Source organism: Kutzneria sp. 744, from assembly GCF_000568255.1.
Classification (GTDB): Bacteria; Actinomycetota; Actinomycetes; order Mycobacteriales; family Pseudonocardiaceae; genus Kutzneria.
Genome location: NZ_KK037166.1, coordinates 9,528,318 through 9,555,312, shown reverse-complemented (window position 1 = coordinate 9,555,312; position 26,995 = coordinate 9,528,318). Strand labels below are relative to the sequence as shown.

General features: G+C 69.9%; 28 protein-coding genes and 1 pseudogene. 13 read left to right on the top strand and 16 right to left on the bottom strand.

Features of this window, described 5'->3' with window-relative positions:
* Window positions 1–5: 5 nt before the first annotated feature.
* The gene (locus KUTG_RS43700) at window positions 6–956 is read left to right on the top strand and encodes a threonine ammonia-lyase (RefSeq protein WP_043725553.1); all 951 of its coding nucleotides are present in this window, start codon (window positions 6–8) and stop codon (window positions 954–956) included.
* Window positions 957–964: 8 nt separating this feature from the next.
* The gene (locus tag KUTG_RS43695) at window positions 965–1,672 is read left to right on the top strand and encodes a class I SAM-dependent methyltransferase (protein ID WP_063753638.1); all 708 of its coding nucleotides are present in this window, start codon (window positions 965–967) and stop codon (window positions 1,670–1,672) included.
* Here KUTG_RS43695 and KUTG_RS43690 read toward each other — a convergent pair.
* The 4 genes from KUTG_RS43690 to KUTG_RS43670 form a co-directional block, all read right to left on the bottom strand.
* Window positions 1,582–3,057 (bottom strand): FAD-dependent monooxygenase, encoded by a 1,476-nt coding sequence (locus KUTG_RS43690; RefSeq protein WP_052396101.1) that lies wholly within the window; start codon window positions 3,055–3,057, stop codon window positions 1,582–1,584. The two genes, KUTG_RS43695 and KUTG_RS43690, sit on opposite strands and share 91 nt — an antisense overlap.
* A 35-nt stretch (window positions 3,058–3,092) precedes the next feature.
* Window positions 3,093–3,899 carry a TetR/AcrR family transcriptional regulator gene (locus KUTG_RS66745; RefSeq protein WP_052396100.1) on the bottom strand — a complete coding sequence of 269 codons (807 nt, stop codon included), beginning with the start codon at window positions 3,897–3,899 and terminating at the stop codon, window positions 3,093–3,095.
* Window positions 3,900–4,171: 272 nt separating this feature from the next.
* Window positions 4,172–5,560: an MFS transporter gene (locus tag KUTG_RS43675; RefSeq protein ID WP_232241262.1), complete on the bottom strand. Its 1,389-nt coding sequence runs from the start codon at window positions 5,558–5,560 to the stop codon at window positions 4,172–4,174.
* 54 nt (window positions 5,561–5,614) lie between these two features.
* Window positions 5,615–6,535, bottom strand: a complete 921-nt coding sequence (locus tag KUTG_RS43670; RefSeq protein WP_043725548.1) for a hypothetical protein — start codon at window positions 6,533–6,535, stop codon at window positions 5,615–5,617.
* 137 nt (window positions 6,536–6,672) lie between these two features.
* On the opposite strand from KUTG_RS43670, the gene KUTG_RS43665 reads away from it, so the two are divergent.
* Together KUTG_RS43665 and KUTG_RS43660 are read left to right on the top strand one after the other, a co-directional pair.
* The gene (locus tag KUTG_RS43665) at window positions 6,673–7,317 is read left to right on the top strand and encodes a response regulator (protein ID WP_043725546.1); all 645 of its coding nucleotides are present in this window, start codon (window positions 6,673–6,675) and stop codon (window positions 7,315–7,317) included.
* Between the two features lie 201 nt (window positions 7,318–7,518).
* Complete coding sequence (locus KUTG_RS43660) at window positions 7,519–7,884, top strand: hypothetical protein (protein WP_157495210.1); 366 nt, start codon at window positions 7,519–7,521, stop codon at window positions 7,882–7,884.
* A 92-nt stretch (window positions 7,885–7,976) separates the two neighbouring features.
* Here KUTG_RS43660 and KUTG_RS43655 read toward each other — a convergent pair whose 3' ends face one another.
* Both KUTG_RS43655 and KUTG_RS43650 read right to left on the bottom strand, forming a co-directional pair.
* Window positions 7,977–9,605 carry a GAF domain-containing sensor histidine kinase gene (locus KUTG_RS43655; RefSeq protein ID WP_157495209.1) on the bottom strand — a complete coding sequence of 543 codons (1,629 nt, stop codon included), beginning with the start codon at window positions 9,603–9,605 and terminating at the stop codon, window positions 7,977–7,979.
* A gap of 84 nt (window positions 9,606–9,689) precedes the next feature.
* Window positions 9,690–10,112: a pyridoxamine 5'-phosphate oxidase family protein gene (locus tag KUTG_RS43650; protein WP_043725543.1), complete on the bottom strand. Its 423-nt coding sequence runs from the start codon at window positions 10,110–10,112 to the stop codon at window positions 9,690–9,692.
* 87 nt (window positions 10,113–10,199) lie between these two features.
* Here KUTG_RS43650 and KUTG_RS43645 point away from each other — a divergent pair, with 87 nt between their 5' ends.
* The 3 genes and pseudogenes from KUTG_RS43645 to KUTG_RS43635 form a co-directional block, all read left to right on the top strand.
* Entirely contained in the window at window positions 10,200–11,033 is an 834-nt protein-coding gene (locus KUTG_RS43645; RefSeq protein WP_043725541.1) for a patatin-like phospholipase family protein, read from the top strand.
* Window positions 11,034–11,107: 74 nt separating this feature from the next.
* On the top strand, window positions 11,108–11,347 hold the full coding sequence (locus tag KUTG_RS43640) for a hypothetical protein (protein WP_043725540.1): 240 nt from the start codon (window positions 11,108–11,110) through the stop codon (window positions 11,345–11,347).
* A gap of 116 nt (window positions 11,348–11,463) precedes the next feature.
* Window positions 11,464–12,003, top strand: a pseudogene (locus KUTG_RS43635) (IS630 family transposase); the annotation flags it as partial.
* A gap of 118 nt (window positions 12,004–12,121) precedes the next feature.
* Here the strand turns inward: KUTG_RS43635 and ltrA are convergent.
* A complete protein-coding gene (gene ltrA / locus KUTG_RS43630) occupies window positions 12,122–13,555 on the bottom strand; it encodes a group II intron reverse transcriptase/maturase (RefSeq protein WP_043714528.1) in 1,434 nt (477 codons plus the stop codon).
* Between the two features lie 624 nt (window positions 13,556–14,179).
* Here ltrA and KUTG_RS43620 point away from each other — a divergent pair.
* Window positions 14,180–14,722 (top strand): IS630 family transposase, encoded by a 543-nt coding sequence (locus KUTG_RS43620; protein WP_369794618.1) that lies wholly within the window; start codon window positions 14,180–14,182, stop codon window positions 14,720–14,722.
* On the opposite strand, the gene KUTG_RS43615 is transcribed toward KUTG_RS43620, so the two are convergent.
* The 4 genes from KUTG_RS43615 to KUTG_RS54700 form a co-directional block, all read right to left on the bottom strand.
* Entirely contained in the window at window positions 14,719–15,870 is a 1,152-nt protein-coding gene (locus KUTG_RS43615; RefSeq protein ID WP_198047511.1) for an ABC transporter substrate-binding protein, read from the bottom strand. The two genes, KUTG_RS43620 and KUTG_RS43615, sit on opposite strands and share 4 nt — an antisense overlap.
* Window positions 15,871–16,064: 194 nt before the next feature.
* Window positions 16,065–17,012 carry a sigma-70 family RNA polymerase sigma factor gene (locus tag KUTG_RS43610; protein ID WP_369794582.1) on the bottom strand — a complete coding sequence of 316 codons (948 nt, stop codon included), beginning with the start codon at window positions 17,010–17,012 and terminating at the stop codon, window positions 16,065–16,067.
* 185 nt (window positions 17,013–17,197) lie between these two features.
* The gene (locus KUTG_RS59705; RefSeq protein WP_157495208.1) at window positions 17,198–17,353 is read right to left on the bottom strand and encodes a hypothetical protein; all 156 of its coding nucleotides are present in this window, start codon (window positions 17,351–17,353) and stop codon (window positions 17,198–17,200) included.
* 293 nt (window positions 17,354–17,646) lie between these two features.
* On the bottom strand, window positions 17,647–17,976 hold the full coding sequence (locus tag KUTG_RS54700) for a hypothetical protein (RefSeq protein WP_052396097.1): 330 nt from the start codon (window positions 17,974–17,976) through the stop codon (window positions 17,647–17,649).
* A 196-nt stretch (window positions 17,977–18,172) separates the two neighbouring features.
* On the opposite strand from KUTG_RS54700, the gene KUTG_RS66740 reads away from it, so the two are divergent.
* The 5 genes from KUTG_RS66740 to KUTG_RS43590 all read left to right on the top strand — a co-directional run bounded on the left by KUTG_RS66740 (window position 18,173) and on the right by KUTG_RS43590 (window position 20,970).
* The gene (locus tag KUTG_RS66740; protein ID WP_369794581.1) at window positions 18,173–18,322 is read left to right on the top strand and encodes a hypothetical protein; all 150 of its coding nucleotides are present in this window, start codon (window positions 18,173–18,175) and stop codon (window positions 18,320–18,322) included.
* A gap of 19 nt (window positions 18,323–18,341) precedes the next feature.
* Entirely contained in the window at window positions 18,342–19,526 is a 1,185-nt protein-coding gene (locus KUTG_RS43600; RefSeq protein ID WP_369794674.1) for a CocE/NonD family hydrolase, read from the top strand.
* 67 nt (window positions 19,527–19,593) lie between these two features.
* The gene (locus KUTG_RS66735) at window positions 19,594–19,806 is read left to right on the top strand and encodes a CocE/NonD family hydrolase C-terminal non-catalytic domain-containing protein (protein ID WP_369794580.1); all 213 of its coding nucleotides are present in this window, start codon (window positions 19,594–19,596) and stop codon (window positions 19,804–19,806) included.
* A gap of 125 nt (window positions 19,807–19,931) precedes the next feature.
* Window positions 19,932–20,450, top strand: coding sequence for a carboxymuconolactone decarboxylase family protein (locus KUTG_RS43595; RefSeq protein ID WP_043725535.1), 519 nt, complete (start codon window positions 19,932–19,934; stop codon window positions 20,448–20,450).
* Window positions 20,443–20,970 (top strand): TetR/AcrR family transcriptional regulator, encoded by a 528-nt coding sequence (locus tag KUTG_RS43590; protein WP_043725534.1) that lies wholly within the window; start codon window positions 20,443–20,445, stop codon window positions 20,968–20,970. The genes KUTG_RS43595 and KUTG_RS43590 overlap by 8 nt, the downstream gene beginning before the upstream one ends.
* A gap of 66 nt (window positions 20,971–21,036) precedes the next feature.
* Here KUTG_RS43590 and KUTG_RS65770 read toward each other — a convergent pair whose 3' ends face one another.
* The 5 genes from KUTG_RS65770 to KUTG_RS43565 all read right to left on the bottom strand — a co-directional run bounded on the left by KUTG_RS65770 (window position 21,037) and on the right by KUTG_RS43565 (window position 26,958).
* Entirely contained in the window at window positions 21,037–21,636 is a 600-nt protein-coding gene (locus KUTG_RS65770; protein ID WP_052396096.1) for a pentapeptide repeat-containing protein, read from the bottom strand.
* The gene (locus tag KUTG_RS43580; protein WP_043725531.1) at window positions 21,633–23,261 is read right to left on the bottom strand and encodes a dipeptide ABC transporter ATP-binding protein; all 1,629 of its coding nucleotides are present in this window, start codon (window positions 23,259–23,261) and stop codon (window positions 21,633–21,635) included. Before KUTG_RS43580 ends, KUTG_RS65770 begins: the two co-directional genes overlap by 4 nt.
* Window positions 23,262–23,334: 73 nt before the next feature.
* Window positions 23,335–24,327 (bottom strand): ABC transporter permease, encoded by a 993-nt coding sequence (locus tag KUTG_RS43575; RefSeq protein WP_043725530.1) that lies wholly within the window; start codon window positions 24,325–24,327, stop codon window positions 23,335–23,337.
* A 1-nt stretch (window position 24,328) separates the two neighbouring features.
* Window positions 24,329–25,225 (bottom strand): ABC transporter permease, encoded by an 897-nt coding sequence (locus tag KUTG_RS43570; RefSeq protein ID WP_043725527.1) that lies wholly within the window; start codon window positions 25,223–25,225, stop codon window positions 24,329–24,331.
* Between the two features lie 32 nt (window positions 25,226–25,257).
* On the bottom strand, window positions 25,258–26,958 hold the full coding sequence (locus tag KUTG_RS43565) for an ABC transporter substrate-binding protein (RefSeq protein WP_043725525.1): 1,701 nt from the start codon (window positions 26,956–26,958) through the stop codon (window positions 25,258–25,260).
* Window positions 26,959–26,995: the final 37 nt, after the last annotated feature.

The following is a 26,995-nucleotide window of genomic DNA, read 5'->3' as shown; positions in this document are numbered from 1 at the left end:
GGCCAGTGGTCGACATCACGGACATCCAGGCCGCCGCGGCCCGCATCGCCGGGCATGTGCTTCGAACTCCCACCGTCGTCAGCCCCGGCCTGTCCGATCTGCTCGGCGTGCCCGTCACGGCCAAGCTGGAGCTGCTCCAGCTCGGCGGCTCCTTCAAGGTCCGCGGCGCCGCCTCGAAGTTGCTGACCCTGACCGACGATGAGCGGGCGGCCGGGGTCGTCGCCGTCAGCGGCGGCAACCACGCCATCGGCGTCGCCGTCATGGCCGGCGCGTTGGGCGTGTCGGCCACCGTTGTCATGCCTCGTTCCGCCCCGGCCCGTGCCGCCTCCGCCGCTCGTGCCGCCGGCGCCGACGTCCGTCTCACCGATGACATGGCCGGCGCTTTCGCCTTGATGGACCAGCTCCAGCAGGGCGGGATGACCTTGCTGCATCCGTTCGCCGACCCCGTCGTGCTGGCCGGTCAGGGCACCGTCGGGTTGGAACTCGCCGCCGACGCCACCGACCTGACCGATGTGCTCGTCAGCATCGGCGGCGGCGCCCTCATCTCCGGCGTGGCTGTCGCGCTGAAGGCCCGTCGTCCCGGGATTCGCGTGTGGGGCGTCGAAACCGAGGGCGCCCAGGCCATGACCGACGCCCTGGCCGCGGGCGGTCCCGTGCCGACCGAGCTGTCGTCGGTCGTGTCCACCTTGAGCGCCCCCAGCGTCTCTCAGCTCACCTACGACCATGTGTCCACTTTGGTCACCGAGGTGCTGCTGGTGTCCGACGCCGAGGCCGTGCAGGGCACGCTCGACCTGGCCGAGCACGCGAAGGTCTGGGCCGAGCCCGCCGCCGGCTGCCTTGTCCCGGCCGCGCGGCGGGTTGTGGAGCAGTTGGGCGGCGATGTGAAGCTCGGATTTGTCGTGTGCGGTGGCAATGCCACCACCGATGACGTGTTCAAGTGGTCGCGGCTCGGATGAGGAGGAACGTGGACGGAACGGCGAAGGACGGCAGCCCCGTCGGGCTCTACGCGCTGCTGCCGGAGACGGGCGAGGCCACCCTGGTCCACGGCGCGATCCCGGCCGGCGCGACCGTGCTGGAACTGGGCGCGGGTGCCGGCCGGGTGACGCAACCGCTTGCGGCGCTGGGACATCCGGTGCTGGCGGTGGACAACTCCTCGGAGATGCTGGCGCACGTCCTCACGGCCGAGACGATCCGGGCGGACATCGAGTCGTTGCGGCTGGACCGGCGGTTCGACGCTGTGCTGCTGGCCAGCCAACTCGTCAACACCGCCGACGCCGAACTCCGCCGGGGATTGCTTGCCACGGCGGCACATCACGTGCGCGATGGCGGCACGGTGCTGATCCAGTGGCACCCGCCGACCTGGTTCGACCGGGTGGACTCCGTTGCACGGGAGCTGGGCCCGGTGACGATCGCCGTCAAGGACATCGTCCTCGACGGCGATCTGCTCGCCGCGACGGTCCACTACGACGGGGCCGGCCAGCACTGGGAGCACCCGTTCACCGCCCGCCGAATGTCCACATCGGACATGACCGCCGAGCTCGACGCCGTCGGACTTCGGTTCGGCAACTGGCTCACCGACGATCAGACGTGGTTCACGGCGACCCCGAACCAGCGGTCGAGCGCGCCCGAAAGCCCTTCTGTGTCAGGAGACTCGGACGCCCAGGCGACGTAGTTGTCCGGCCTGATCAGCACCGCGGCCGGGATGCCCTCGATCGGTTCGGCCGCGATCACGTCGACGACACCTTGGAAGCGCCCCAGGCTGCCGGTGAAGTCCAGCAGGAGAGGCCGACCCGTGCGGGCGAGTTCGGCCAGGCGCGACGGGCCGTCCGGCGTCATCAGATCCATCGGCGGGGCGAACCGGCCGACCAGCGGATGCGCGTCGGCGACACCCATGTCGTAGCGGATGTCCGAGCCGGCCAGCAGTTCCGCGATGCGCCGGACCGCGGCCGGATCGCCGAGCATCTCGCCGAACAGGACCCGCAGGGCCGTGACGTCGCCGCCCGGCGCCACCAGGGCGTTCGTGGCCTGGCCGTAGATGTGCATGCGTTCGGCGGCGATGCGGCGCTCGGTGTCGTACGTGTCGAGCAGGCCGGCCGGCGCGGTGCCGTTGATCTCGGCGGCCAGCTTCCAGCCCAGGTTGGCCGCGTCCTGCATGCCCAGGTTCAGGCCGCCTCCGCCGTAGGCCAGGATGTGCGCCGCGTCGCCGAGCAGGAACACCCGACCGTCCCGAAACCGCTCGGCGACCCGGTTGTGGCCCTTGGTCAGGCGGTTCATCAGGTGCGGGCCGTCGCCCTCCGGCTCGCCGAGCGGCACCTCCACGCCGAGCACCCGGCGCACGCTGGCCCGCAGCTCGTCCATGCTCATCGGCTCGTCGGCCGGCGGCTGGTCCCACTCCACGGTCGCGATCGTCGGCGGGTGATCCGGCAGCGGCGCGTAGGAGAAGCCGCCCTGCTCGGTGCGCAGTCCCAGGAACGGCAACGCCAGGCCGTAGCCGGGGACCTTCAGGCCCCGCGTGGTCGGATCCACCCAGTCCGCCGGCACCGTGGCGTGGGCCATCCGCAGGGTGCGCCGGTCGTACGTGACGCCGCCGAAGTCGATGCCCGACAGCTTCCGCACCGCGCTGCGGGCCCCGTCCGCCCCGATCAGGTAGGAGCCTTGCAGTTCGTACCGGCCGTCCGGGCCGTTCACCTCGACCGTGACATCGGACGCATCCTGTTCGAGGCCAACCAGTTCGTGCCCGTAACGGATCTCGACACCGAGCTGTCGCGCCCGCTCCGCCAGCACCCGGACGATCTTCTGTTGCGGCGCCGGCAGCACGTACAGCGGGCTCTCGTCGAGCACGCCGAGGTTGAGATACATTCCCGCGTAAGGGAAAAACCCCGAATTCGCCTTCGGCGGCCCCGGCGCCCCCGCGAGCTCCTCGAACAGCCCTCGGTGGTCGACCAGCCGCACCACCTCACCCACGAGCCCGTTCGCCTTGGGCTCCACACTCGGTTCCACCAGCGCCTCCAGCACCACCGGTCTCACCCCGGCCAGCGCCAGTTCGCAGGCCAGCATCAGCCCGTTCGGCCCGGCCCCCGAAATGATCACATTCACGATTCCCCCTCCGGCACGGGCAATCCGCGCCCGATTTCCTCGAAGACCCGATCCATCACGTCGATCACCGACCCCTGGGGATCGTTGACCATCCAGAACCGCATCGCCGTCGCCACGCCCGCCGCCACCACCGACGCCGCCAGCTGCGGAAACAGATCCCGCTCCCGATCCAGCCCCAGCCGCTCGGCAATCGCCGCCGCCAGCTCGTCCTTGGCGATGTCGTCCGCGCGGAGCAGTTCCGCGTGCAGCGACGGATGGCTCAGCACCAGCTTCACCCGCTCCATGTACGCCCCGTCGCGGGCGGGAGCTGTTGCCGCGCTTTGGGTTGAGGCGGGCACCGTGCCGTGCGGCGAAATGGAGGCGGCGTCAGCGGATGAGCCGGAAGCGGGCTCTGTGTTGCTCGGCGAGGCTGACACCGCGTCGCTGGGTGAAGCTCGCGGCACGTCGCGCGGCGAGGCAGGCACTGCGCTGTGGGGCGAGGCAGGTGCCGTGTCGTGCGTCGAGCCGGGCGATCCGGTGACACTCGACCGGACCGCCGCTCGCACCGCCGGCCAGAACGGATCTTCCGCCGGCCGGGACCGCAGTTCGTCGGCGACGACCAGCGCCCGCTCCAGGTGACTGGCCGCCACCGCCTCCGCCTTGCTGCTGAAGTAGTTGCGGAACGTCCGGTCCGACACGTTCGCCGCCGCCGCGATCTCCTCGACGGTCACCCCGTCCCAGCCCCGCGCCACGAGCAGTCCGATCGCCGCCCGGCTCAGCGCCAGCCTCGTCTCGCGCTTCTTCCGCTCCCGCAGCCCCGCCATGCCACCCACACTACCCAGATCCTTTCCATTCTGGCAAGATTTCCAACCCGGCAACTTCCCTAAGGCAAACGCCACATGTGGACCGCATTCGACTCCAGGCGCTGCATGCGGAGCACATGTGGCGAAAAACGGGGGTGGGTGTGCGGGGCGGCGAGGGCCCGTGGGAAGGGTGCGTGGGAGGCCGGGCCAAGGGCGAGACGGGAGTCGAGGGCCATGCCCGGGAACCGCGAGGGGTCGGGGCGGAGCCGGGGTGGCCAGCAGCCGAGCGGCGACTATGCGCGGGTGGCGGAGGTTCGGCGGCCGGCGCTGACCACGGCGCCGTCGGAGCGGTCCAGGCGGAGGAACATCAACGCCCCGGCCAAGGCGATCACGGCACCAACCACGAAACCGAGGCGGAAGTCGAGGACGGTGGGGACGTGGCCGCCGGCGGCCACGGCCACGACGGTGGCGGCGACGGCGACGCCGAGGCCGGTGGCGAGCTGGGTGATGGTGGCGTTGAGGGTGCTGGCGGCGCTCATGGACTCGGCGGGGACGTCGGCGAAGGCCAAGGTGTTGATGCCGGTGAACTCCAGCGAACGGAACGCGCCGCCGAGGAAGCAGACGACACAGATGAGCCAGTACGGCGTGGCGGCGCCGAACAGGGCGCAGGCCCCCAGGGACAGGGCGACGAGGACGCCGTTGCCGACCAACACGCGGCGGAAACCGAAGCGGCGCACGGTCGGGGTGGTGATGGTCTTCATGACGAGGTTGCCGGCGAACACCGTGAGCACCAGGAGACCGGAGGTGACGGCGCTGAGGCCGAAGCCGACCTGGAACAGCAGGGGCAGCAGGAAAGGCACCATGTTGATGGCGAGCCGAAGCAGGGAGCCCTCGCTGGAAGTGGCGGCATAGGTCCGAATGCGCAGCGGGGAGAGGTCCACCAAAGGCGTGGGATGACGCAGTGCATGACGCACGGCGACGACGCCGACGGCCAGGCCGATCACGAGCAGACCGGCGGTGATCAGCCAGTTCGTGCCGGCGGTGCCGGCCAGGTCCAGGCCGTACACGAGGCACGCGATGGACACGGCGCTCAGGGCGAAGCCGAGGCCGTCGAAGGGCCGCCGGGTGCGCTCGGCCGTCCGAACGACCAGCAGCGCGGAGATCAGGGCGGCCACGCCCAAAGGCACGTTGATCAGGAAGATCCAGCGCCACGAGGCGTACGTGGTGATCACGCCACCGATGGGCGGGCCGAGCACGGGGGCGATCAGGCCGGGCCAGGTGATGATGGCGGTTGCCGCCATCAAGTCCGCCTTCGCGGCGCCACGCAGCACCACGGTGCGACCTACTGGCACCATCATCGCCCCGCCGATGCCCTGCAGGACCCGGGCCAGCACGAACTGCCACAGCGTCTGGGACGCCGCGCACAGCACCGAGGCGAGCGTGAACACGACGATCGCGGCGCAGAACACGGGCCGCGCGCCGAAGCGGTCGGACAGCCAGCCGCTGAGCGGGATCATCACGGCGACGGTCAGCAGATACACGGTCACGCCCAGGCCGGCGTCGACCGCGCCGACGTGGAACGAGCCGGCAATGCCGGGCAGCGCCGTGGTGATCACGGTGCCGTCCAGCAGCTCCATGAAGAACGAACCCGCGACGATGACGGCGACCAGTCGACTGCTCACGACCAGCAACCTAGGTCGGCGCGAGTCCGCCTGTCATGGCCGCGGAGACAGCCGTCACACGTTGCTCGGCATGCCTCCGATCCGCAGCAGCGCGTGCGGGTACACGCCGGGCCCGAGCTGGCGGGCCAGGCCCTTGCGCACCTCGTCCAGCTTGATCAGCCGGGTCACCGGCCGGATCGCCAGCCCGAAGGCGGACGCCGACAGCCGGGCGTTCTGGATGGCGGCACCGGCGAGGACGTGGTCACGAGCGGTGTCGCCGCTGGTCGTGACCACAAGGATCGGGTCGGCCACCAGCCGCGCGGCGATCGAGCAGACGGCGTCCGCGTACGGCTCGGCCGACATGGTGGCCAGCGGGCCGAACTGGGGGGCCACTTGCGCGACCGGCGTGGTCTGCTGCGGCTCCAGCCATGGGGCCAGCTCGTCGGCGCACCAGCGGTCGCCGTCCATGCGTCTGCCGGCGTGCAACACGAGCCGGGCGGTCTCCATCGCCGCGGCCCGGTCGCTGAGCAGCCGCAACTCGGTGCCGGGACACCAGTTGGAGGCGACGAGCTTGGCCACGGCCGCCGAGTCGGGCACCCACTCGCCGGGCTCGGCCCAGTACGGCGGCATGCGCTCGATCTGACGGTGCAACAGCGTCTCGCGGTCGGTCGGCGGCGTGGGCGTCAGCGCCTTCACGGTGGCCACCAGGTCGGGGGCCGTGCCGTCGCCGGCCAGCTCGATCGTGGCGCGCCAGCCCAGCACGCGCATGGCCAGGTACAGGTTGGCCAGCGCCGTGCCGCAGTACAGGAGGCGGTTCACGCCGGCCCGCTCGTAGCGCGTGCCCGGGCCCAGCTCGAACAGGGACGCCGACCGCTCGCCCAGCTGGAGCACGTACGGCCGCTCGGGGTGTAGGACGGGGGCGTGCCGAATGGCGTTGAGCAGCGTGGTCGCCTCAAACTTGGTCCACTGGTCACCGGAATTGCGCCGGGTCAGCACAACGGTCCTCCGAACGTCGCCGGGCTGGTGCGAACACTCCCGAACGTGAAGACGCCTGGCGGCCACGTCTTGTTCACCTCAATCGGGGGGACCTTGGACACTGCCGCGAATCCTGGGCGGTTGACTAGTGTCTGCCCGTGCCCACCCGAGTGTTCCTGGTCGACGACCACGAGATCGTCCGGCGCGGCATCGCCGACCTGCTCGACGACGAGCCCGACCTCCAGGTGTGCGGCGAGGCCGCCTCGGTCGCCGAGGCGCTCGCCCGGATTCCCGCCACCAGCCCCGATGTCGCCGTGCTCGACGTGCGTCTGCCCGACGGCAACGGCGTCGAGCTGTGCCGTGAGCTGCGGGCCCGCAACCCCGAGCTGCACTGCCTGATGCTGACGTCCTTCTCCGACGACGAGGCCCTGCTCGACGCCATCATGGCCGGCGCCGCCGGCTTCGTGCTCAAGCAGGTGCTCGGCCACGACCTGCTGGCCGCCATCCGCACCGTGGCCGGCGGGCAGTCGCTGTTGGACGGCCGCACCACCGCCGCGCTGATGAACCGCCTGCGCCGCCAGCGTGACGACGCCGATCCCCTGCGGGAGTTGTCCGATCAGGAACGCACCGTGCTGGAGCTCATCGGTGACGGCCTGACCAACCGCCAGATCGCCGAGCGCATGTTCCTGGCCGAGAAGACCGTGAAGAACTACGTCTCGCACCTGCTGGCCAAGCTCGGCATGCAGCGCCGGACCCAGGTCGCCGTGCTGGCCACGGAATTGCGCAGCCGCGACCGGAACTGAGGGGCGCACGGGTCACGCCCGGCCCCTGGCCTCGGCGGCAGGGGTTGATCGGGGCACTGCTGTCCGAACCGAACGGGCGCGGCGGCAGTTCGACGCGGATTACTTGCCGAAGCACTCGGCGCGCACCGCGCACCTCATTTCCTCCGCCGATCATGATTCGACGCCGTGACCCGCACGCGCGTGAATCAGTTGGAGGAAAACATGAAGAGCCTGGCCACCGTGGTCGCAGCCGTCCTTCTCGCCGGCGCCGGAGTCGCGCTTTCGCCCGCGGTGTCCGCATCCGCGGCCAACGATCCCAATCCGTGGCTGTGGGCCTACCCGCAGGCCGACTTCGGCGGGAACCCGCAGGGCCTGTGGCGGGGCGCCAGCAGCCTGGACACCGGCCGCACCGCGACCATGTCCGTCAAGAACGTCTCGCAGTCCGACGCCTGCGGCTTCCACGACGACGGCTCGTCGGAGAGTTCGAAGGTCAAGTTCCCGTTCCGGGCCCACGCCTCGTGGCCGACCATCGGCAAGCCCTTCGTGAACGGCCAGACCCTGAACCTGTTCTTCTGGGGCAAGTGCTGACGGTGGTTTTGCCACATGCGCTTCCTACTTGCGTCCTGGTGCCACAGAGGAAGCGCATGTGGCGAAAAAGTGGGAGCGGGCGGGGTGGCGGCCTAGGGTAGGGGCACCCGCCACGTCAGCAGGGTGCCGCCGGAGTCGCGGGCCACGACGTCGAGGGTGCCGCGGCACGCGCGGGCCCGCTCGGCGAGGTTGGCCAGGCCGCTACGGCGGACGTCCGGCGGGATACCGATCCCGTCGTCACCGACGCGGATGATCAGGTCCTCCCCCGCATCCACGGCCAGGGTGAGCTCCGAGGCGCGGGCGTGGCGCAAGGCGTTGCTCAGGGCCTCCCGCACGACGGCGTCGGCGTGCTCGGCGACGGAAGGCGGCACGAGAGTGTCGACGGCGCCGGAGATCCGCACGGACGGGGTGGGCGAGGCGTCGGCGGTGAGCTCGGCGACGGTGTCCAACAGCCTGCGGCGCAAGCCTTCCATGCCGTTGCCGCCGGAGGTGTGCAGGTCGAAGATGGAGGTCCGGATCTCCCGCACGGTCTCGTCGAGCTGCTCGACGGCCTTCTGGATCCGGGACCGCACATCGGGGTCGGCGGCCCGGCGCAGGGTGCCCTGGAGTCCGAGCCCGGTGGCGAACAGGCGCTGGATCACGTGGTCGTGGAGGTCCCGGGCGATGCGGTCTCGGTCGGCCAACACGGCCAGCAGCCACTGGGTGCGCTGCTTCTCGGCGAACTCGATGGCCACGGCGGCCTGGTCGGCGAAGCTGCTCAACAACGGCACCTCGGACGGCTCAAGGGCCCGGGATCCCTTGTCCCGCACGGCAATGAGCACGCCGGTGGCCCCGCCGGCCGAGCGCAGGGCGACGGCGACGGCGGGCCCGAACTCCGAGGCGTCGACGCCGAGCTCGCCGAGCGAGGAGGCCAGGTCGGGAATGAGCCGGGGCGAGCCGTCACGGGTGATGGCGGCCAGCACGGAGTCGCCGTCGGACAGCTGGCGGCCGACGAGGCTCCGCCCGCCGGGGCCGGCGTAGGAATGCACGCGGAGGACGTCGTTCTCCTCGTCCACCAACAGAATCAGGGCGTGATCGGCCTCCGCCAGGTCCCGCACCCGCCGGGCCACCATCTGCAGCGCGTCGGTCGCCGTGCAGCCGGCCAGCAGCTCGGCCCGCACCTCCGAGGAGGCCTCCAGCCACCGCTGCCGCCGCCGGCTCTGCTCGAACAGCCGCGCGTTCTCCACGGCCACCCCGGCCGCCGTCGCGAGCGCTTCCACCACAAAAACGTCTTCCTCGGTGAACCCGCCGGAACCGCGCTTCTCCGTCAGGTACAGGTTGCCGAACACCTCGTCGCGCACCCGCACGGGCACGCCGAGAAAGGTTCGCATCGGCGGGTGGTGCGGCGGAAAGGCGGTCGCGGCGGGGTGCCTGGTCAGGTCGTCCAGCCGCAGCGGCTTCGGGTCGTGGACCAGCACGCCGAGAAGTCCGTGCCCGGTGGGCAGATCGCCGATGAGACGGCGGGTGTGGTCGTCGACGCCCACATCGACCAGCTCGGCCAGCGAACGGTCGGGCCCGAGCACCCCCAACGCGCCGTACTGCGCGTCCACGAGGTCGACGGCGGCGCGCACTATTCGGCGCAGCGTCGACTCCAGCTCGATACCCGAGGACACCGACAGCACCGCGTCCAGCAACCCCTGCAACCGCTCCGACCGCGCGGACTCCGGTCTCCGCTCCCGCACAACCTCACTCCAGCTCCGCCCCGCGACCCCATGATGATCCAGATCCGACGCCCTCGGCGTGACCGCCGAACGGCCGTCGGCCGATCACCCTGTCGGCGGGGGCAGCCGGCGTCCGGTGAGCAGCTCCAGCCCGACGGCCACGAAGCGGTCGTGCTCCCCGATTCCCCACCTTCGCAGGCCACTCGCCGCAGCGCGTTCGTCCGGACGCACGGATCGGGTGCGTCCGATGCCCAGCACGCTCCAGCCGCCCGACGGCCCCATCTCGTCGGCCTCGAAGGCGACGACCGCGGCCCGGGTGGCGGCGGCCAGCCGGCCGGTGCCGGACACCCGCAGCAGCACGGTCCGCCCGGTCAGCAGGAAGTACACCGGCAGCACGCACGGCAGCGCGCGGTCGCTCACGGCGATCCGGCCCAGCGGCACGGACGCCAGCAGCCGCAGGCACTCCACCTCGTCGAGCACGGTCAGCCCGGTCGAATCCGTGCCGGTGGCGGACCGATCGAGGCTCATGGGTCCATACTCGACCGGAATCGGCCGCCCCCGGCAGCGACATGAGGCCCTTTCGGGCGGGACCTTCGACCCTGGGATGATCCGGTAATGGGACACGCACTGGTGTTGGGCGGCGGCGGAGTCGCCGGCATCGCCTGGGAGATCGGGTTGTTGGCCGGCCTGGAAGGGATCGGTCTGCGCGAGGCGGACCTGATCGTCGGCACGTCGGCCGGCTCGGCGGTGGCCGCGCAGCTGGTCAGCGGCCTGCCGATGGACGAGTTGCTGGCCAGGCAGACGGATCCGGCCAAGCAGGCGCCCGAGATCCCGGCCGTGGTGGATCCGGAGAAGATGGCCGCGATCTTCGCCTACGACCAGGAGAACCCGCCGGACCGGGACGCGCTGCGGCAGCAGATCGGCCGGATCGCGCTGCTCACCGAGACCGTCAGCGAGGCGGCCCGGCGCGAGGTGATCACCGCCCGCGTGCCGGTCGACAAGTGGCCGGACGAGCGGGAGCTGTTGATCGTCGCGGTGGACGCGAACACCGGTGAGGAGCGGGTTTTCGGCCGTGACAGCGGCGTGAGCCTGGTCGACGCCGTGGCGGCGAGCTGCGCGGTGCCGGGCATCTGGCCGCCGGTGACGATCGGCGACAGCCGCTACGTCGACGGCGGCGTGCGCAGCGCCGAGAACGCCGATCTGGCCTTCGGCGAGGATGTCGTGCTGGTGCTCCAGGCCATGGAGATGCCCGGTGTCACCGATCTCGCTGAGCAGGCGGAAGCGTTGCGGGCGCAGGGGTCCACGGTCCTGATCGTCAAGCCGGACGAGGACGTGCTGGCCGCGATGGGCACGAACCCGCTGGACCCGACCGTGCGCACGCCGGTGGCGGAAGCAGGCCGGCGGCAGGGCGCGAAGCTGGCCGAGGAGATCGCCGCCTTCTGGCGGTGATCCGTTCGGCGGACAGCCAGACACCTGTGTCCGCTGTCACACTTGGTGTTCCGCGGCTCACGGGAGGACCCACCATGCTCGGTCTTCGCACCCTCGCGCGCCTGTTCCGCCGACGCCGGAAGGCCCCCGTGATCCCCGGCCCGAGGCTGGCCGAGGTCATCCCGCTGGCGCTGGCCGAGAAGGCCATGGCCGACGGCTGCCCGACACCGGACCAGGAGCTGATGCTGATGGCGGCGGGCAGCCCGGCCCACAAAGCCCGTCGCCACCCCAGCCTCGTCCGTCCAGAGTGGAAGGTTCGACGCGATATCCGCTGACACCAGAGACGGCTCGGCCCCAAAGGGGCCGAGCCCGCGACGCCGAAGGCGGCGCCAAAAAACACAGAACTAGTGTCCTGCGCCTAAAGTTCGTTGATTAATTGTAGGATTGACGGATGGCAGGTAGAGGCCGGCCGGTGGCCGCTGTGGTGTTAACCGACGAGGAACGCGAGACGCTTCAACGGTGGGCGCGGCGGGCGAAGTCGTCGCAGGCATTGGCACAGCGATGCCGAATCGTGCTCGGGTGCGCGGCCGGCGGATCCAATCAGGACGTCGCCGCCGAGTTGGGGATCTGGCCGCAGACGGTGGGCAAGTGGCGACGACGGTTCCTGGACAGGCGCCTGGAGGGCTTGGTGGACGAGCCACGTCCGGGCGCCCCGCGCAAGATCACCGACGAGCAGGTCGAGGAACTGGTGGTGGCCACGCTGGAACGGACCCCGGCCGATGCCACGCACTGGTCGCGGACCTCGATGGCGGCCGAGAGCGGATTGTCCAAGTCGACGGTCGGACGGATCTGGAAGGCGTTCAACCTCAAGCCCCACCAGGTCGACACCTTCAAACTCAGCAACGATCCGCAGTTCGTCGACAAGGTCCGCGACGTCGTCGGGCTCTACCTGAATCCGCCCGACAAGGCGCTGGTCCTCTGCGTCGACGAGTTGGGTCGGACCGGGGCGCGTTGACGTCCTTACGAACGTTACGTTTCCCCGGCCCGCCCGCCGAACCGGACGTGCCCATTCCTGAGCATCCGGCTCTCCACGAGCCCGTGTCAGCGGATCACTTTGCTGGTTCTGGCGTTATGACTGCCCAGGGTGTAGGGATGTTGGCCGCCCGGTATCGGTAACGGCTGACCGTCACCGTCTGGGGCTGGAACAACGTCACCTCGTCCTCCGTCGGTCGCCACCCCGGAAGGTAACGGCGCATGAGGACGGCCCACTTCGTTTTGTTGTGCCGCTTACGAATCCACCGCACTACCCGATGCCAGGCGTAATCATCGAGGTAGTGGAAGGTCGCCTTCGACACACCATGACGGAAGTAGACGCACCAACCCCGCAGCACCAAGTTGAGTTGGCGCAGCAGGGCGGCAAGTGTTGGATGCGACGACCTGCGGGTCAGCGCGCGGACCCGCCCGACGATCGAGGCCAGCGCCTTCTTCGACGGGTAGGTGTAGACCACGCGCTTGTCCGTGCCCCGCTTCCGTTTCCGCTGGATGCGGAACCCGAGGAAGTCGAAGCCCTCATCGATGTGACAGACCCTCGTCTTGGCTGCCGACAACCGCAGGCCCATCGGGGCCAACAGTCCGGCCACCACCTCCCGGAGGTCTTCGGCATGCCGCTTCGACCCGGACACCAGAACCACGAAATCGTCCGCGTAGCGAACGATCCGATAGGTGGCCGACCCCTTGCGGCGCGCCACGAACCGCCGATACGAGGTGCCGCTGGCCGCCCATGCCCGGGCGAAATGCTCGTCCAGGACTGACAGGGCGATGTTGGCCAGCAACGGAGACAGGATCCCGCCTTGGGGTGTGCCGGTACTGGTGTTCCTGACCACGCCGTCCTCGCTGAGGACGCCCGCATGCAGGAACGCCTTCACCAGAGCCAGAACACGTTTGTCCCCGACCCGACCACGCACCCGGTCCATCAGGGCCGGGTGGTCGATCATGTCGAAGCACGCCTCGATGTCCCCTTCCAGGACCCACTCATACGAGCGGGACGTGAACTGGTGGATCTCCGCGATCGCATCCTGGGCCCGGCGCCGAGGACGGAAACCGTAGGAACACGGTTGGAAGTCCGCCTCGAAGATCGGCTCCAGTACCAGCTTCAGAGCCGCCTGCACGGTGCGGTCCCGCGCGGTCGGGATACCCAAGCGACGCAGATTCGCGCTGCCCGGCTTGGGGATCATCCGCTCCCGCACGGGCATCGGGTCGAACCGCCGCTCCCTGAGATCTCGCCTCAAGGTGGGCAGGAACCACTCCTCGGCGGCGAACACGGCGTCCGGACGGACACCATCCACCCCCGCCGACCGCTTACCCTTGTTGCCCCTGACCCGCGTCCACGCCACAACGAGAACAGCCGGGTCACACACCAAATTGAACACGTCGTCGAACCGGCGACCAGGACCATCGATCGCCCACTGATGCAGCTTGGTCTGGATCCGCAGTACCCGCGCCTCGGCCTCCTCGACCGTCGGCCACAGCACACCCGTATTCACCGGTGATCTCCTGCCCTTCCGTTCCCATCGCCGCGGACTCGCTGCCGCCCTTCGCCATGTGGCCGGCTTTCCCGACCTCGGACTACTACGACGGCTCCGCCACGCCCCGGCCCGCTCAGCCGACGACGAGCCTGCCCGCACCCGACCTGGACGGCCAGCACGCGGGACCAGCCCGGGACGCTTCCCACGTTCACCACACACCGGTCGACGGGGTCGGTGCCCAGCTTTGCCCCTGCGACATCGCCACGAGTACGCCGCAGCCTTTCCTCGCGGCCTCCCTGCCGGCGTCTTCACCCGGCCCGAAAGTCACCCGCCCTGTCCCGGACATCCGGTCAAGACAGGTGTGCGTCGCGCTCCGGCCCGCATCCGCCAGGTTGGAGCCGGTGTATCTCTTGAGAGGCTTTAACCGCTGGTTCCTCACGTACACCTTTCCGTCTCGCTAGGTGAGCCCGAGCCGTCTGGCAGTGCCGGCCCGTCTCCTCGTTGTCAGGGCTGCTCCCACCCTCCCCGGCGCCTCCCGGATCAGGCTGCCCTCAGCTTCATCGACCTGCTGCGACAGGACGACGGCGGAGGTCTCTCACCTCCACCCGATAGTGCAGCGCCTCGTGGCGCACGAAGTCGCAGATCCAGGCGCTGGACCGGTCCGCGCCGATGCTGCCGATGATGCCCGGCCTGCCGCAGCGCCGTACCCATGACTACATCCGGCACGGCATCACCACCCTGTTCGCCGCGCTCGACGTGGCCAGCGGCGAGGTGATCGGCTCCATCCACCGCCGTCACCGCGCGGTGGAGTTCAAGAAGTTCCTCACCACACTGGACAAGCAGGTGCCCGCCGACCTTGACGTGCACCTAATCTGCGACAACTACACCACCCACAAACACCCCACGATCAACAAGTGGCTGGCCGCGCACCCCCGCTTCCACATGCACTTCACCCCGACCTACTCCTCCTGGCTCAACCAGGTGGAGCGATGGTTCGGCTTGCTGACCGACAAACGCCTGCGTCGAGCTGCGCACAAGTCCTTACGTGCACTGGAAAACGACATCCGCGACTGGATCACGACGTGGAACGCCGATCCCAGGCCGTTCGTGTGGACCAAGGACGCTGACGAGATCCTCGACCGCCTCGCCTCATATCTTGACCGAATTCCTGGCGCAGGACACTAGCCTATCCGCTGGCGGACCAGGTCCGATTCCTTCAACGGGTCCACGATGTCCAGGCCGCCGGGGGTGTCCGGGTTGGGGCGCAGCACGAAGGACTGCCGGCTGGACGGGTAGTTCGAGGAGGAGAACAGCAGCGGCGCGGTGAGGCCGCTGGTGTCCACTCCGGTCAGCTCGTGGAAGGCCTTCTGCACGCCGGCCCTGGTCAGGTCCCCCTCGGCGCAGGCGCGCTTGAGGATGGCGCTGTAGCCGATGCCCACGACGTAGCCGTAGTTCACGGCCATCGACGGCTTTCCGTTGGGGTACTTGGCCTTGTAGGCCGTGGCCAGGTCCTCGGCGGCCGGCAGTTTGGCACCGAACGGGGCGACCGACGAGGACACGAGCACCAGCTGCTGGAAGGCCGGCCCGGCCGGGCTGGCCAGCACGGACGGGTCGAAGCCGGGGTTGGAGACCAGGAACGGCACCGTCAGGCCGGCCTGGGCGGCCGTGCCGACGGCGACGGCGGTCTGCTGCGGGTAGGTGCTGATCGCGACGGCCTTGGCCCCGGCCGCCTTGAGCTGGCCGATCTCGGCGGAGAAGTCCTTCTTGGTCGACGGGACCTCGATGGCCTTGAGGGTCAGGCCCAGCTTGTCGGCGACGAACTGGCTGCCCTGCAACGCGTTGCCGCCGTACTCGGGGTCGTCGTTGTAGATGTGCCCGATGACGTCGCCCTTGTGCAGTTTGTCCTGCCGCACGAGGAAGTCGAAGCTGTTGATCACGTCGAGGTCGTAGGTGGCGCCGACCACGACCATGTAGGGGTTGCCGAGCAGGTCGCTCGACCAGGACGTGGGCGCGGCCATCACCTGCTGCTGGAGCATGTCCGGGGTGATCCGGCTGGTGATGTCGCTGCCCACGACCTGGAGCAGGCCCAGCACGGTGGGTTCCTGCTTGAAGTAGAGCTGCACGGCCTTGTCGGTGTTGAAGCCGGTGTCCTGCACGTCCAGTTCGATCTTGCGGCCGCACACACCGCCCGCGGCGTTCAGCTTGTCGATGTAGAGCTGGTTGCCCTGCACCACCGCCTCGCCCAGCGGGCCGAAAGGTCCCGACAGATCGCTGAGCACGCCCAGTCTGATCGTCTTGTCGGTGACACCGGTGCCGGTTTTCACGGCGGGCACGGGCGTTCCGCAGGCGGCAGCCGTCACGGCCAGTACGACCAGTGACACCACCGCTGCGGAACGTGGCCCCAGGAACGACAGTCTTCGGGGGAACACCCCACGAAGGTATCTTGCGGATAGGCCGGGTCACGTTTCCGTACAGCGGTTACCGACAGGATTACGCCACTCGGCCTATCAAGGTCCTGGGGTTCGGCTCAGCTCGCCCACTCCAACAGCGGCCGGCTGTGCTCCGGATTGCGCAACTGGGCCAGTGCGCCCTTCTCGAGCTGACGCACACGCTCGCGGGTCAGGCCGACACGCTCGGCGACCTCCTGGAGCGTGCGGGGGTTGCCGCCGTCGAGCCCGAACCGCAGGCTGACGATCAGGGCCTCCCGCTGCGGAAGGGTGTTCACGACCGCCCGCACGGACTCGGTCAGCGCCTCGCGCTCCAACACATCGGAGGCCCGCACGGAGTCGGTGTCCTCGATGAGGTCGGAGATCGTGGTCTCACCGTCCTCGCCCACGGTGGCGTCCAGGCTGGTCGCCTCGCGGCTGGCCCGGCGCAGCTCGACCACCCGCTCGACCGGCAGGCCGCACTCGTCGGCGATCTCGGCCACCGACGGCTCGCGGCCCAGCTTCAGGTTGAGCTGGCGGTCCGCCTTCGCGATCTTGTTCACCTGCTCGACGACGTGGACGGGAAGGCGGATGACCCGCGAGGTCTCCGCGACCCCGCGCTCGATCGCCTGCCGGATCCACCACATCGCGTAGGTGGAGAACTTGAAGCCCTTGGCGTAGTCGAACTTCTCGACCGCCCGGATCAGTCCGAGGTTGCCCTCCTGGATGACGTCCAGGAACGGCAGCCCGCGGTGGCTGTACTTGCGGGCGGTGGAGACCACCAGCCGCAGATTGGCCCGGATCATGTGGTCCCTGGCCTGCTCGCCGTCCCTGGACACCAGGGCCAGCTCCTCGCGCGTGCGGCCCCCCAGCTCGCCCGTGCGCAGCAGCTCGGCGGCGTACACGCCGGCCTCGATGCGCCTCGAGAGCGAGACCTCCTCGGGGGCCGTCAGCAGCGGGGTGGTCCCGATGTCGGCCAGGTAGTGGCGCACCAGGTCCTGGTCGCCGTCGGTCGCGACCCGCTGCCGGGGCGTCCTCACCTCCGCCACGATGACCTCCTCACGTCTTTCGCCGGTCCCGAGCGCGCAAGGCTGTTGCTTTGCTACGTTCGAGGAGTAGCGGACTCCGGGAGCCGGTCGGCCCCTCTCGGGTTTCCGCATGCTGTCCAACGCGAGTACGGGACGGTTAATTCCACGTAGCGTGACGCCGGAGCCCGGCGTCGGCTACGTCACACTCAGCCTCCGTGCTGGCCGACCCTGACCAGCAGCTCCTCGACGCTGATCCCGTTGCTCACGGTGTCCGCGCGATGGCGGCCCGCGTCCGGATCGGACATGGCCACCCGGTCTGTTTCCGGCTCGGCCCAGCCCGTGAAGTCCCGGTCCACGCTCATCTCAGGTTCCTTTCCCCGACCTACGCCCCTTCTCTTACCCCCTCCACACGGATTTGACTCCCGAAATACGGGTTCAGGTAATTCTGATCACGTCCGTGGTGTCGAAACGGGAAAGAGGCCAGGTCCGGCCGCACCTGTCGAGCGCGCCGTTCCGGGACGCACGGGGTAGTTGTCCCGGAACGGCGACGGGGTCGGCGGGGCGCCGGCGGGCGGCATTCGGGACTGCCGCTATCCGCGGATGAGAGGGGGTTCATCGACGCGGTCACCGCGGCTCGCACGCCGCCGACCATCCCTCACAACGCGGGGCGACCCTGTTCTGTTCCCTCGATGGCGCCATCGATCCGCGGCATCACCGGCAGGTTCTCGGGACTGCCGGCCTGCTCCGGAATGAACACCGACGGGGTGCCCGAAGGTGCGACGCCGGTGCCCAGTTCCGTGAGGCGGGCCCGCAGCATCCCCAGAACGCCGTCGCGCTGCGCGTGCACCCATTCGTAAGCCAACAACTGGTGCAGTTCGTGGGCGGTGAGACTCAGGATTGAGTCCGCCAACTCACCGTGTGTGAGGCGGTTGTAGTCGCGGAGGGGAAGCGCCGCCGAGCTGTCAGGCCCGAGGTTGCTGGCCATTGTGGGTACCTCCTGCCCCTCGCCGGGCCGGTACCAGCAAGAATGCACCATCGAGTTACCCGCTCGCGCGCCCGTTTGATCCGGGTTCATCCAGGACCACACGCTCGGCCTAGCGAAACGGGCAGTAATCACCCGAATGCCGACAGTGTTCGCGGTAGCGGGCGCACACGGAGGGTGAACGTGGCAGGCTGGGCCGATGACGGTGACTGGTTGGGTCGCGCAACGATTGCTGAAGCTGCCGCCGGCGACGACGCGCAAGGTGTCGGTGGAACGTGATCTGCGCATCACCGCCGACGACGGTGTGACGCTGCTCGCGGACCGGTGGTGGCCCCGCGCCAGCATCTGACACGAGCCGCGGCCCGGACCTGCCGACGGCGCTGGTCCGCTCCCCCTACGGCCGCAAGGGCCCGCTGGGCTGGCTGATGGGCCGCCTGCTGGCCGAACGGGGCTTCCAGGTGCTCCTCGTCAGCACCCGGGGCACGTTCGGCTCCGGCGGCGGCGAGTTCCGGGCCATGCGGGAGGAGCGGGCCGACGGCCACGCCGTGCTGCGATGGCTGGCCGAGCAGCCGTGGTTCAACGGCTCGGTGGTGCTGACCGGCGCCAGCTACCTCGGCTACACCCAGTGGGTCGTCGCCGCCGACGCGCCCGTGCAGGTCAAGGCCATGGTTCCGCACGTCACGTCGTCGCGGCTGGCCATGACCTTCCTGCGGCCGGGCCGGATCGAGCTCGAGACGCTGATGAACTGGTCGGTGATGACCGCCCACCAGGAGCGGCGGTTCGCCGGGCTCAGGGCGTCGCTGGAGCGCAAGAAGATCGAGGCGGCGATGCGCACGCTGCCGCTGGCCGACGGCGACAAGGCGGCGCTGGGCCGCGCGTGGCCGTTCTACCAGGACTGCGTGCACCACGACCAGGACGACCCGTACTGGAAGAAGGAGGACTTCAGCGACACCGTCGCCGAGGTCAAGGTGCCGGTGAGCTCGATCGCCGGCTGGTACGACATCTTCCTGGCCGACCAGCTGCGGGACTACCAGGCCCTGGTGGCCGCCGGCCGCCCGCCACGGCTGACCATCGGGCCGTGGGCGCACGCCGACCCGAAGGGGTTGGCCGCGTCGATCTGGGAGACCGTCCGCTGGGCCGGGCCGCTGGCCCGCGGCGCCAAGCCGGCGTATCGGGCCCCGGTGCGGCTGTTCGTCATGGGCGTGAAGCAGTGGCGGGAGTTCGACCAGTGGCCGCCCGCCGGCTACACGCAGCAGCGCTGGCACCTGCGTGAGGGCAGTGCCCTGGGCCAGGTCCCGGGCGGTTTCGTCGCGCCCGACACCTTCACCTACGACCCGTCCGACCCGACGCCGTCGATCGGCGGCGCGAAGCTGGAGCCGCGGGGCGCGGGCGCGGTGGACAACCGGTCCGTGGAGAAGCGGGACGACGTCCTCACGTTCACCTCGGACGTGCTGGAGGCCGACCTGGAGGTGATCGGCGAGGTCGCGGCCGAGGTGTGGCTGCGGGCCGATCAGAAGGCGTGCGACCTGTTCGTACGGAAGTGTGTGACGTGACAAGCGCGACCGGTCGATCAACATCTGCGACGACCTGGTCAAGGTCCGGCCGGACGGGATCACCAAGGTGACGGTGGCGCTGTCGCCCACCGCGCACGTGTTCCAGCGCGGGCACCGGATCCGCGTGCAGGTCGCGGCCGGGGCATTCCCCCGCTTCGCGCGCAACCTGGGCGGCGACGAGCCCGTGGCCACCGCCGCCACCCCGCACGTGACGACGCTGGAGATCTTCCACGACGCCGCCCACCCGTCGGCCGTGCTGCTGCCGGTGAAAGTGAACTGAGCCACACTCGACGGATCTGGACCCCGGAGTCCGGTTAGCTTCGGGCTGACCGGACCCTGGGGTCCGCTTGACCTCCGAGAGGCAGCCATGAGCACCACACGCGCCGAGTCCGCGGTCCCGCGGTCATGACCCGGCTCCCCGCCCCCGACCCGGACACGCTGCCCGCCGACGTGCGGCGGTTCCTGGCTGTCGTGCCGCCGTCGGGCATGGTCCGGATGGCCAGCCACGCCGTGGCCACGGTGCAGCCGTTCCTCCAGCTGGGCCTGCTCCAGTTCGAGGTGCTGGCCCTGCCCGACCGGTACCGCGAGCTGGCGACCCTGACCGTCGCCGCGTGCACCGAGTGCGAGTTCACCGCCGGCCAGCACGTGCCGATGTCGGCGCAGGCCGGCATCACCGACGAGCTGCGCGCGGCCATCGCCCGCAAGGACTTCGACAATCCGGGGCTGGACGCGCGGGACCAGGTGATCATCCAGTTCGCCTCCGAGCTGGTCGCGCGGCCCCGGGTCGGTGACGAGCTCTTCGGCCGGGCCCGGGCCTTCCTGACCGACCGGGAGCTCGTCGAGCTGATCCAGGTCTGCGCCTTCTACCTGGCGTTCAACCGGATCGCCACCACACTGGACGTGCCGGCCGAAGACGATGCCTGAACGCCGACTGGACGCCCGGCTCAACCACGAGCGGGTGCTGGTCGCCGCGGCCGAGGTCTTCGCCGAGCACGGTCTACAAGGGACGGTCCCGGACATCGCCGCCCGGGCCGGCGTCGGCAAGGCCACGGTGTACCGCAACTACCCGACCAAGGACGATCTGGTCGCCGCGGTCGTCCGTTGCCACGTCGAGGAGTTGGAGCGGCGCACGGTCGCCGCGCTGGCCGAGCCCGAGGCCTGCCAGGCGTTCAGCCGCTACGTCGTCGACCTGTTCGCCACCCTGGCCCAGCACCGGCTGCTGGCCGACGCCCTGGCCGCCGGCACCGTGTCCACCGACCGGATCCTGGCCCTCCAGAAGGAACTTCTCGCCGCGGCGGGCTCAAGCCTTCGCCCAGACATCACGGTCACCGACATCCTGGTGCTGGTGGGCGGGGCCGTGCGCCAGATGCTGCGCCTGGACATCGTCGACGAGGCGGCCTGGCGTCGTTACGGCGAGATGGTCGTCGCCGCCTTCCGCCGCTAGTTCGCCACATGCGCTTCCCATTTGCGCTCTGGCGGCAAATGGGAAGCGCATGTGGCATTCCCTTGCTCAGGCGCGGTGCAGGCCCTCGGTGCGCGCGCCGTCGAGGTCGGCCGAGGTGAGGTCGGCGGCTACTGCATGAGCGTGGCTGAGGTCGGCGCCGGCGAGATCGGCCCCGCGCAGGTCGGCGCCGTCCAGCACCGCCCAGCTCAGGTCGGCGCCGCGCAGGTTCGCGCCGGACAGGTTGGCCTGCACCAGTTCGATGCGGATCATCTGCGCGTTGCGCAGGCACGCCCCGTGCAGGTCGATGACCGTGCCGATGTCCGGCGACGCCGGCCGCCGGTTGAGCACACCCAGCGCTGCCTGCACATCCCCGCTCACCGGGCGGTCCGGGCAGTCGGCCGATCCCGCCGTGGACCGGATGAACGCCGCCAATTCGGTCACCACGGCGGGCTGGTCGCCGGGCGAGGCCTTGGTGACCTGTTCCAGCTCGTTCATGCCGCGAATGCGGGCCTCGACGTCGTTCGCCCCAAGGTCTTTCAGCGCCGCCGTGTGCCGCGCGTCCACGGCGGCGTGGTCGATCTGGTCCCAGTACCCGCCGACCAGCCCGATCGTGGCCAGCACGACACCGACCACGATCACCACCGGCCACCGAATCGGGAACCTCACGGGGTCAGCTGTCCGCGTTCCAGCCGCCGCTGCCGCGCCAGCTCTGGGTCGAGCACCGGCACCGCCGTCAGCAGCGATTTGGTGTACGGGTGCGTGGGATTGTCGTACAGCGAATCGGTCTCGCCGAGCTCCACCACGGCCCCCTTGCTCATCACCGCGACCCGGTCGCTGACCTGCCGCACCACCGCGAGGTCGTGGGCCACGAAAACCAGCGTAAGGTCGAACTCGGTCCGCAGCGAGGCCAGCAGCCGGATGATCTGGGACTGGGTCGACACGTCCAGCGCCGACACCGGCTCGTCGCAGACCAGCAGCTTGGGCCGCAGCCCGATGGCCCGCGCGATGCCGATGCGCTGCCGCTGGCCGCCGGAGAACTCGTGCGGGTAGCGGTCGATCCGGTCCGGGTCGAGGCCGACCAGGTCGAGCAGCTCCCGAACCCGTTTGCGGGACGCGTCCTCGCCCTGCACGCGCAGCGGGTCGGCGATGCTCTCGCCGATGGTGCGGCGGGGGTTGAGCGAGGACACCGGGTCCTGGAAGACCATCTGGAGGTCCCGCCGAACCTCGCGGATCTCCTTGTCCGAGGCGATGTCCCGGCCGTCGAACAGGATCTGGCCGGCGGTCGGCCGCAGCAGGCGGACGATCATGCGGGCCAGCGTGGTCTTGCCGCTGCCGCTCTCCCCCACCACGCCCAGCGCCTCGCCGCGCAGCACGTCCAGGGTCACGCCGTCGACGGCGTTCACCTTGGTGCGGTTGAGGAATGAGCCAACCGAGAACACCTGGTGCACGTCCTTGACCTGCACCAGCGGCTCGCCGCCGACCACCTTCGACTCCCGCGGCTGCTCCAGCCGTGGGATCGCGGCAACCAGCTCGCGGGTGTACTTCGCCGACGGGGCACCGAGAACCTCGGCCGCCGGGCCGTGCTCGACGGCCTTGCCGTGCTGCATCACCAGCACGTCGTCGACGTTGCCGGCGGCCACCGCGAGGTCGTGGGTGACCAGGATGAGGGCCATCCCGGTCTCCGTGCGCAGGTCGTGGATCAGGTCCAGGATCTGCGCCTGCACGGTGACGTCCAGCGCCGTGGTCGGCTCGTCGGCCACGAGAACCTTGGGCGACAGGGCCAGCGCCATGGCGATCAGGGCGCGTTGCCGCATGCCGCCGGAGAACTCGTGCGGATAGGCGTTGACTCTCCTGGCCGCGTCGGGAATGCCGACGCGGTCGAGCACCTCGACCGCCCGTCTGCGCGCGGTTCGCTTGTCCGCCTTGTTGTGCGCCCGGTACACCTCGACGATCTGGTCGCCGACGCTGAAGAACGGGTCCAAAGCGGACAGTGGATCCTGGAACACCATGGCGATCCGGCTGCCGCGCAGCTGCCGCACCTGTTCGTTCGTCGCGGTGAGCACCTTCGTGCCGAGCACGTCGATCTCACCGGCGACCTCGGCGTTGCCGCCGCGGTGCAGACCCAGCAGCGACAGGGCGGTCGCGCTCTTGCCGGAGCCCGACTCCCCCACGATGCCCAGGGCCCGCCCGGCCCGCAGCTCGAAGGAGAGCCCGTCGACGGCCCGGACCGTGTCGCCCTCGGTGTGGAAGTCGATGACCAGATCCCGCACCGACACAACGGTTTCACTCACTGCGGCACCTCGCTGGCGCTCGGTGTCCGCGTTCGCGGACGCTCTGCGTTGAATGGTTCGCTCGCAAGCTCGCTCACGAGACGCTCACCCTCTTGTCGACCGCCGCGTAGAGCAGGTCGGCGATCGTGTTGCACACCACGATGACCGTGCCGATCAGCAGCACCAGCCCGACCACCACCGGCAGGTCGACGTTGCGCACCGCCTGCACGGTCAGCTGGCCGATGCCGGGCAGGCCGAACACCGACTCGGTGAGCACCGAGGAGGTCAGGATGCCGGCGATGTCCAGCGCCGCCAACGTGATCAGCGGGCTCAGCGCCCCCCGCAGCGCGTGCCGGCCGATCACCTGCCGCTCCGGCAGGCCGTAGGCGCGGGCGGTGCGGATGTGGTCCTCGGCCAGCGTCTCCAGCATGCCGGCGCGTGACATCCGGACGTACACGGGCATCGTGGTCAGGGCCAGCACGATCCACGGCAGGATCAGGTTCTGGGCCCACAGCAACGGATTCTCGTCGAACGGCACCCAGGTCGGGAACGGCAGCCACTCCAGCGAGACGCAGAAGACCAGCAGGGCCAGCAGCCCGGTGATGAAGATCGGCACCGCCAGCCCGCCGAGCACGAGCGCGTTGACGGCGTGGTCGACCCAGCGGCCCCGGCGCAGCGCCGACAGCACGCCGATCCCGATGCCGAAGGCCAGCCACAGGATCGCCGCCCCGACCACCAGCGAGCCCGACACCGGAAGGCGGTCCAGGATCATCTGCAGCACGGGTTCGGTGTACTGGTAGGAATAGCCGAGGCACGGCGCCGCGCAGTGCACGACGGACGGTCCCATGCTGAAGTCGCGGCCGGCGACCAGTCCAGACAGGAAGTGCCAGTACTGCAGGTACAGCGGCTCGTCGAGGCCGAGGCTGTGCGAGATCAGCGCCAGCCGGTCCGGGGTGCAGCTCTTGATGCCGCACACCAACTGCGCCGGGTCGGACGGCATCAGGTAGAACAGCACGTACACCACCGCCGACATGATCAGCAGCACCGCCGCCGCGCCGCCGATCCGGCGCACCGCGTAGCCGAGCACCTCAGCCCGCCTTCCTGGTCAGCCGGGTGGTACGCGGGTCGAGCGCCACCCGGACCCCCTCACCCATCAACGTGAACGACAGCACGGTGAGGAACACCATGAACGCGGGGATGAGCACGTACATCACGTCGCTACGGAACCACGTGGTGGCGGTGGACAGCATCTGACCCCAGGACGAGGTCGGCGGCCGAACGCCGACGCCGAGGAAGGACAGCGCCGCCTCGGTGATCACGTTGGAGGGCAACAGCAGCGCCGCGTAGGTGATCACCGGCGCGGCCAGGCCGGGCAGGATCTCCCGCCGGGCGATCCGGAAGCCGCCGGCCCCGGACAGCCGGGCCGCCGCCACGAAGTCCCTGGTGCGCAAGGACAACGTCTGGGCGCGGCTGATACGGGCGGTGCCGCCCCAGCCCAGCACGCCGATCACCAGGGCCAGCAGCAGCGGCCGGGGGAAGCTGTCCGGCACGATGGTCAGCAGGGCCAGCGAGAAGATGATGACCGGGAAGGCCAGCGAGATGTCGGCCAGCCGGGTCAGCACGGTGTCCAGCCACTTGCCGCCGAGCCCCGCGGCCAGACCGACGACCACGCCGAGGAAGACCTGCACCATGGTCGCGCACACGGCCACCAGCAACGAGATCTGCGCGCCCTGCGCCACCCGGGCGAACAGGTCACGCCCGGTCTGCGGCTCCACACCCAGCCAGTGCTGGCCGCTGATGCCGCCCAGCGAGCCGATCGGAACGCCGCCGCGCGCCGAGTCGACCAGGTCGTTGTGGAACGAGGCGATGTCCTGGCCCTCCAGCGCGGTCAGCACCGGGGCCAGGATCGCCAGCAGCACCAGCAGGCCCGCCACGACCGCGCCGAACACGGCGGCGCGGTCGGTGCGGAACCGGCCTGTGAACACCCGGAGACCGGGCCGTGCATCGGATGGAGCGGTCACTTCACGGACACCTGGGAGAGGTCGTAGACGCCGGTCCAGTCGCTGACGAAGGCGTTCTTGACGTTCTTGCCGTACAGGCGCAGCTGCGTGGTGTGGAACAGCAGCACGGCCGGCGACTGCTTCATGATCTCCGCGTCGAGCTGGCCCCACCGCTGCGCGGCCTGGGCCGGGTCGGTGATCTTGTTGATCTCGTCGATCTCGGCGTTCACCTTGGGATCGTTGAAGTGCGCGGTGTTGAAGTTGCCGCCGCCGGCCAGGTACTGCCGGCCGTCGAAGATCGGCACGATGAACGGGCCGCCGGACGGCCAGTCGGCGCCCCAGCCCTGCAGCGCCATCTGCGGCTGCGTGGCCGGATTGTCCACAGTGGTCGAGTAGCTGTCGGTCTCGATGCTCTGGAGCTTGACCGTGATCCCGGCCTTCTTGTACGCGTCCTGCACCGCCGTGGCCACCTTCGGCCCGTCCTGGTTGAAGTCGGCGCTGCGGTGGGCCAGCGTCACGGTGATGCCGTCGGGGAAGCCGGCCTCGGCCAGCAGCTGCTTGGCCTTGGCCGGGTCGCCGTTGCGGCCGGCCGGGAAGTAGTCGAACGGCTGGTAGCCCATGGTCTTGTTGTCGGGCAGGAAGGTCGTGGCCGGGTAGGCCAGCGAGCTGCCGCCGGCCGCGTTGACCACCGAGGTGCGGTCGATGGCGTAGCTGAAGGCCTGGCGCACCTTGGGGTTGTCGAACGGGGCCTTGGTGTTGTCGAAGGCGATGTAGTACGTGTACGGGAAGCCGCCCTTGGCCACGCGCTTGGCCAGCTCGGGATTGTTGTCCAGCTGGGCCAGCTCCGACGGGCCGAGGTCGGTGTCGGTGGTGACCGCGTCGGCGTCCTTGCCGGTGCCGGTGGACAGCCGCTGGTTGATCACCGCCTGGTCGAGGCCGTACGTGCCCTCGATGCGGTCCGGGCAGGCCAGCCGGTTCGGGTCGACGGCGCGCGACCAGTTGGTGTTGCGGACCAGCACCACGCTCTTGCCCTTGTCGTACGTCTCGATCTTGTACGGGCCGCTGGAGATCGGATGCTTCTCGTAGTCGGCGCCCTTGTCCAGCGCCTTGGGCACCGGCGCGAACTGGGTGGCCGTTGCCAGGTAAGGGAAGTCGCCGTGCGGGGAGTTCAGGTGGAACACGATGGTCTTGGCGTCCGGCGTCTCGATGGCCGGGATGCCGTTCGGATCCTTGTACGGGCCCGGGTAGTTCTGCGCGTTGACCAGCCAGTCGTGCAGGTAGGGGGCGCCGCCCGGCAGCTCGGCGGCGAAGCCCCGCTCGATGCCGTACTTCACGTCGGCCGAGGTGATCGGGGTGCCGTCCTCGAACTTCAGGCCGTCGCGCAGGTGGTAGGTCCACACCGTGGCGTCGGCGTTGGGCTGGCCGGTGTCGGTGGCGAGGTCGGGGGCGACCTTGGCGCCGTCCGCGCCGGCCTTGCGGGTCCTGGTGGTCAGCGTGCGGAACAGCAGCGACGGGATGTTGCCGCCGCCCGAGGTGTAGAGCCGCGCCGGGTCCAGGTGCGAGCCGGCGTCGTCCTGGTTGAGGATCTCCAGCGTGCCGCCCTGGCAGTTGTTCGGGTCGAACGCTGTGGCGGTGCTCTGGCCGCCGCCACCACACGCGGTCGCGGTGCCGGCGAGTAGCACACCGGCTACCAACAGGGACGGTCGTCGCCAAGTCATGGGTGTTCCCCCACCTCGATACCAGTCAGTACACGGA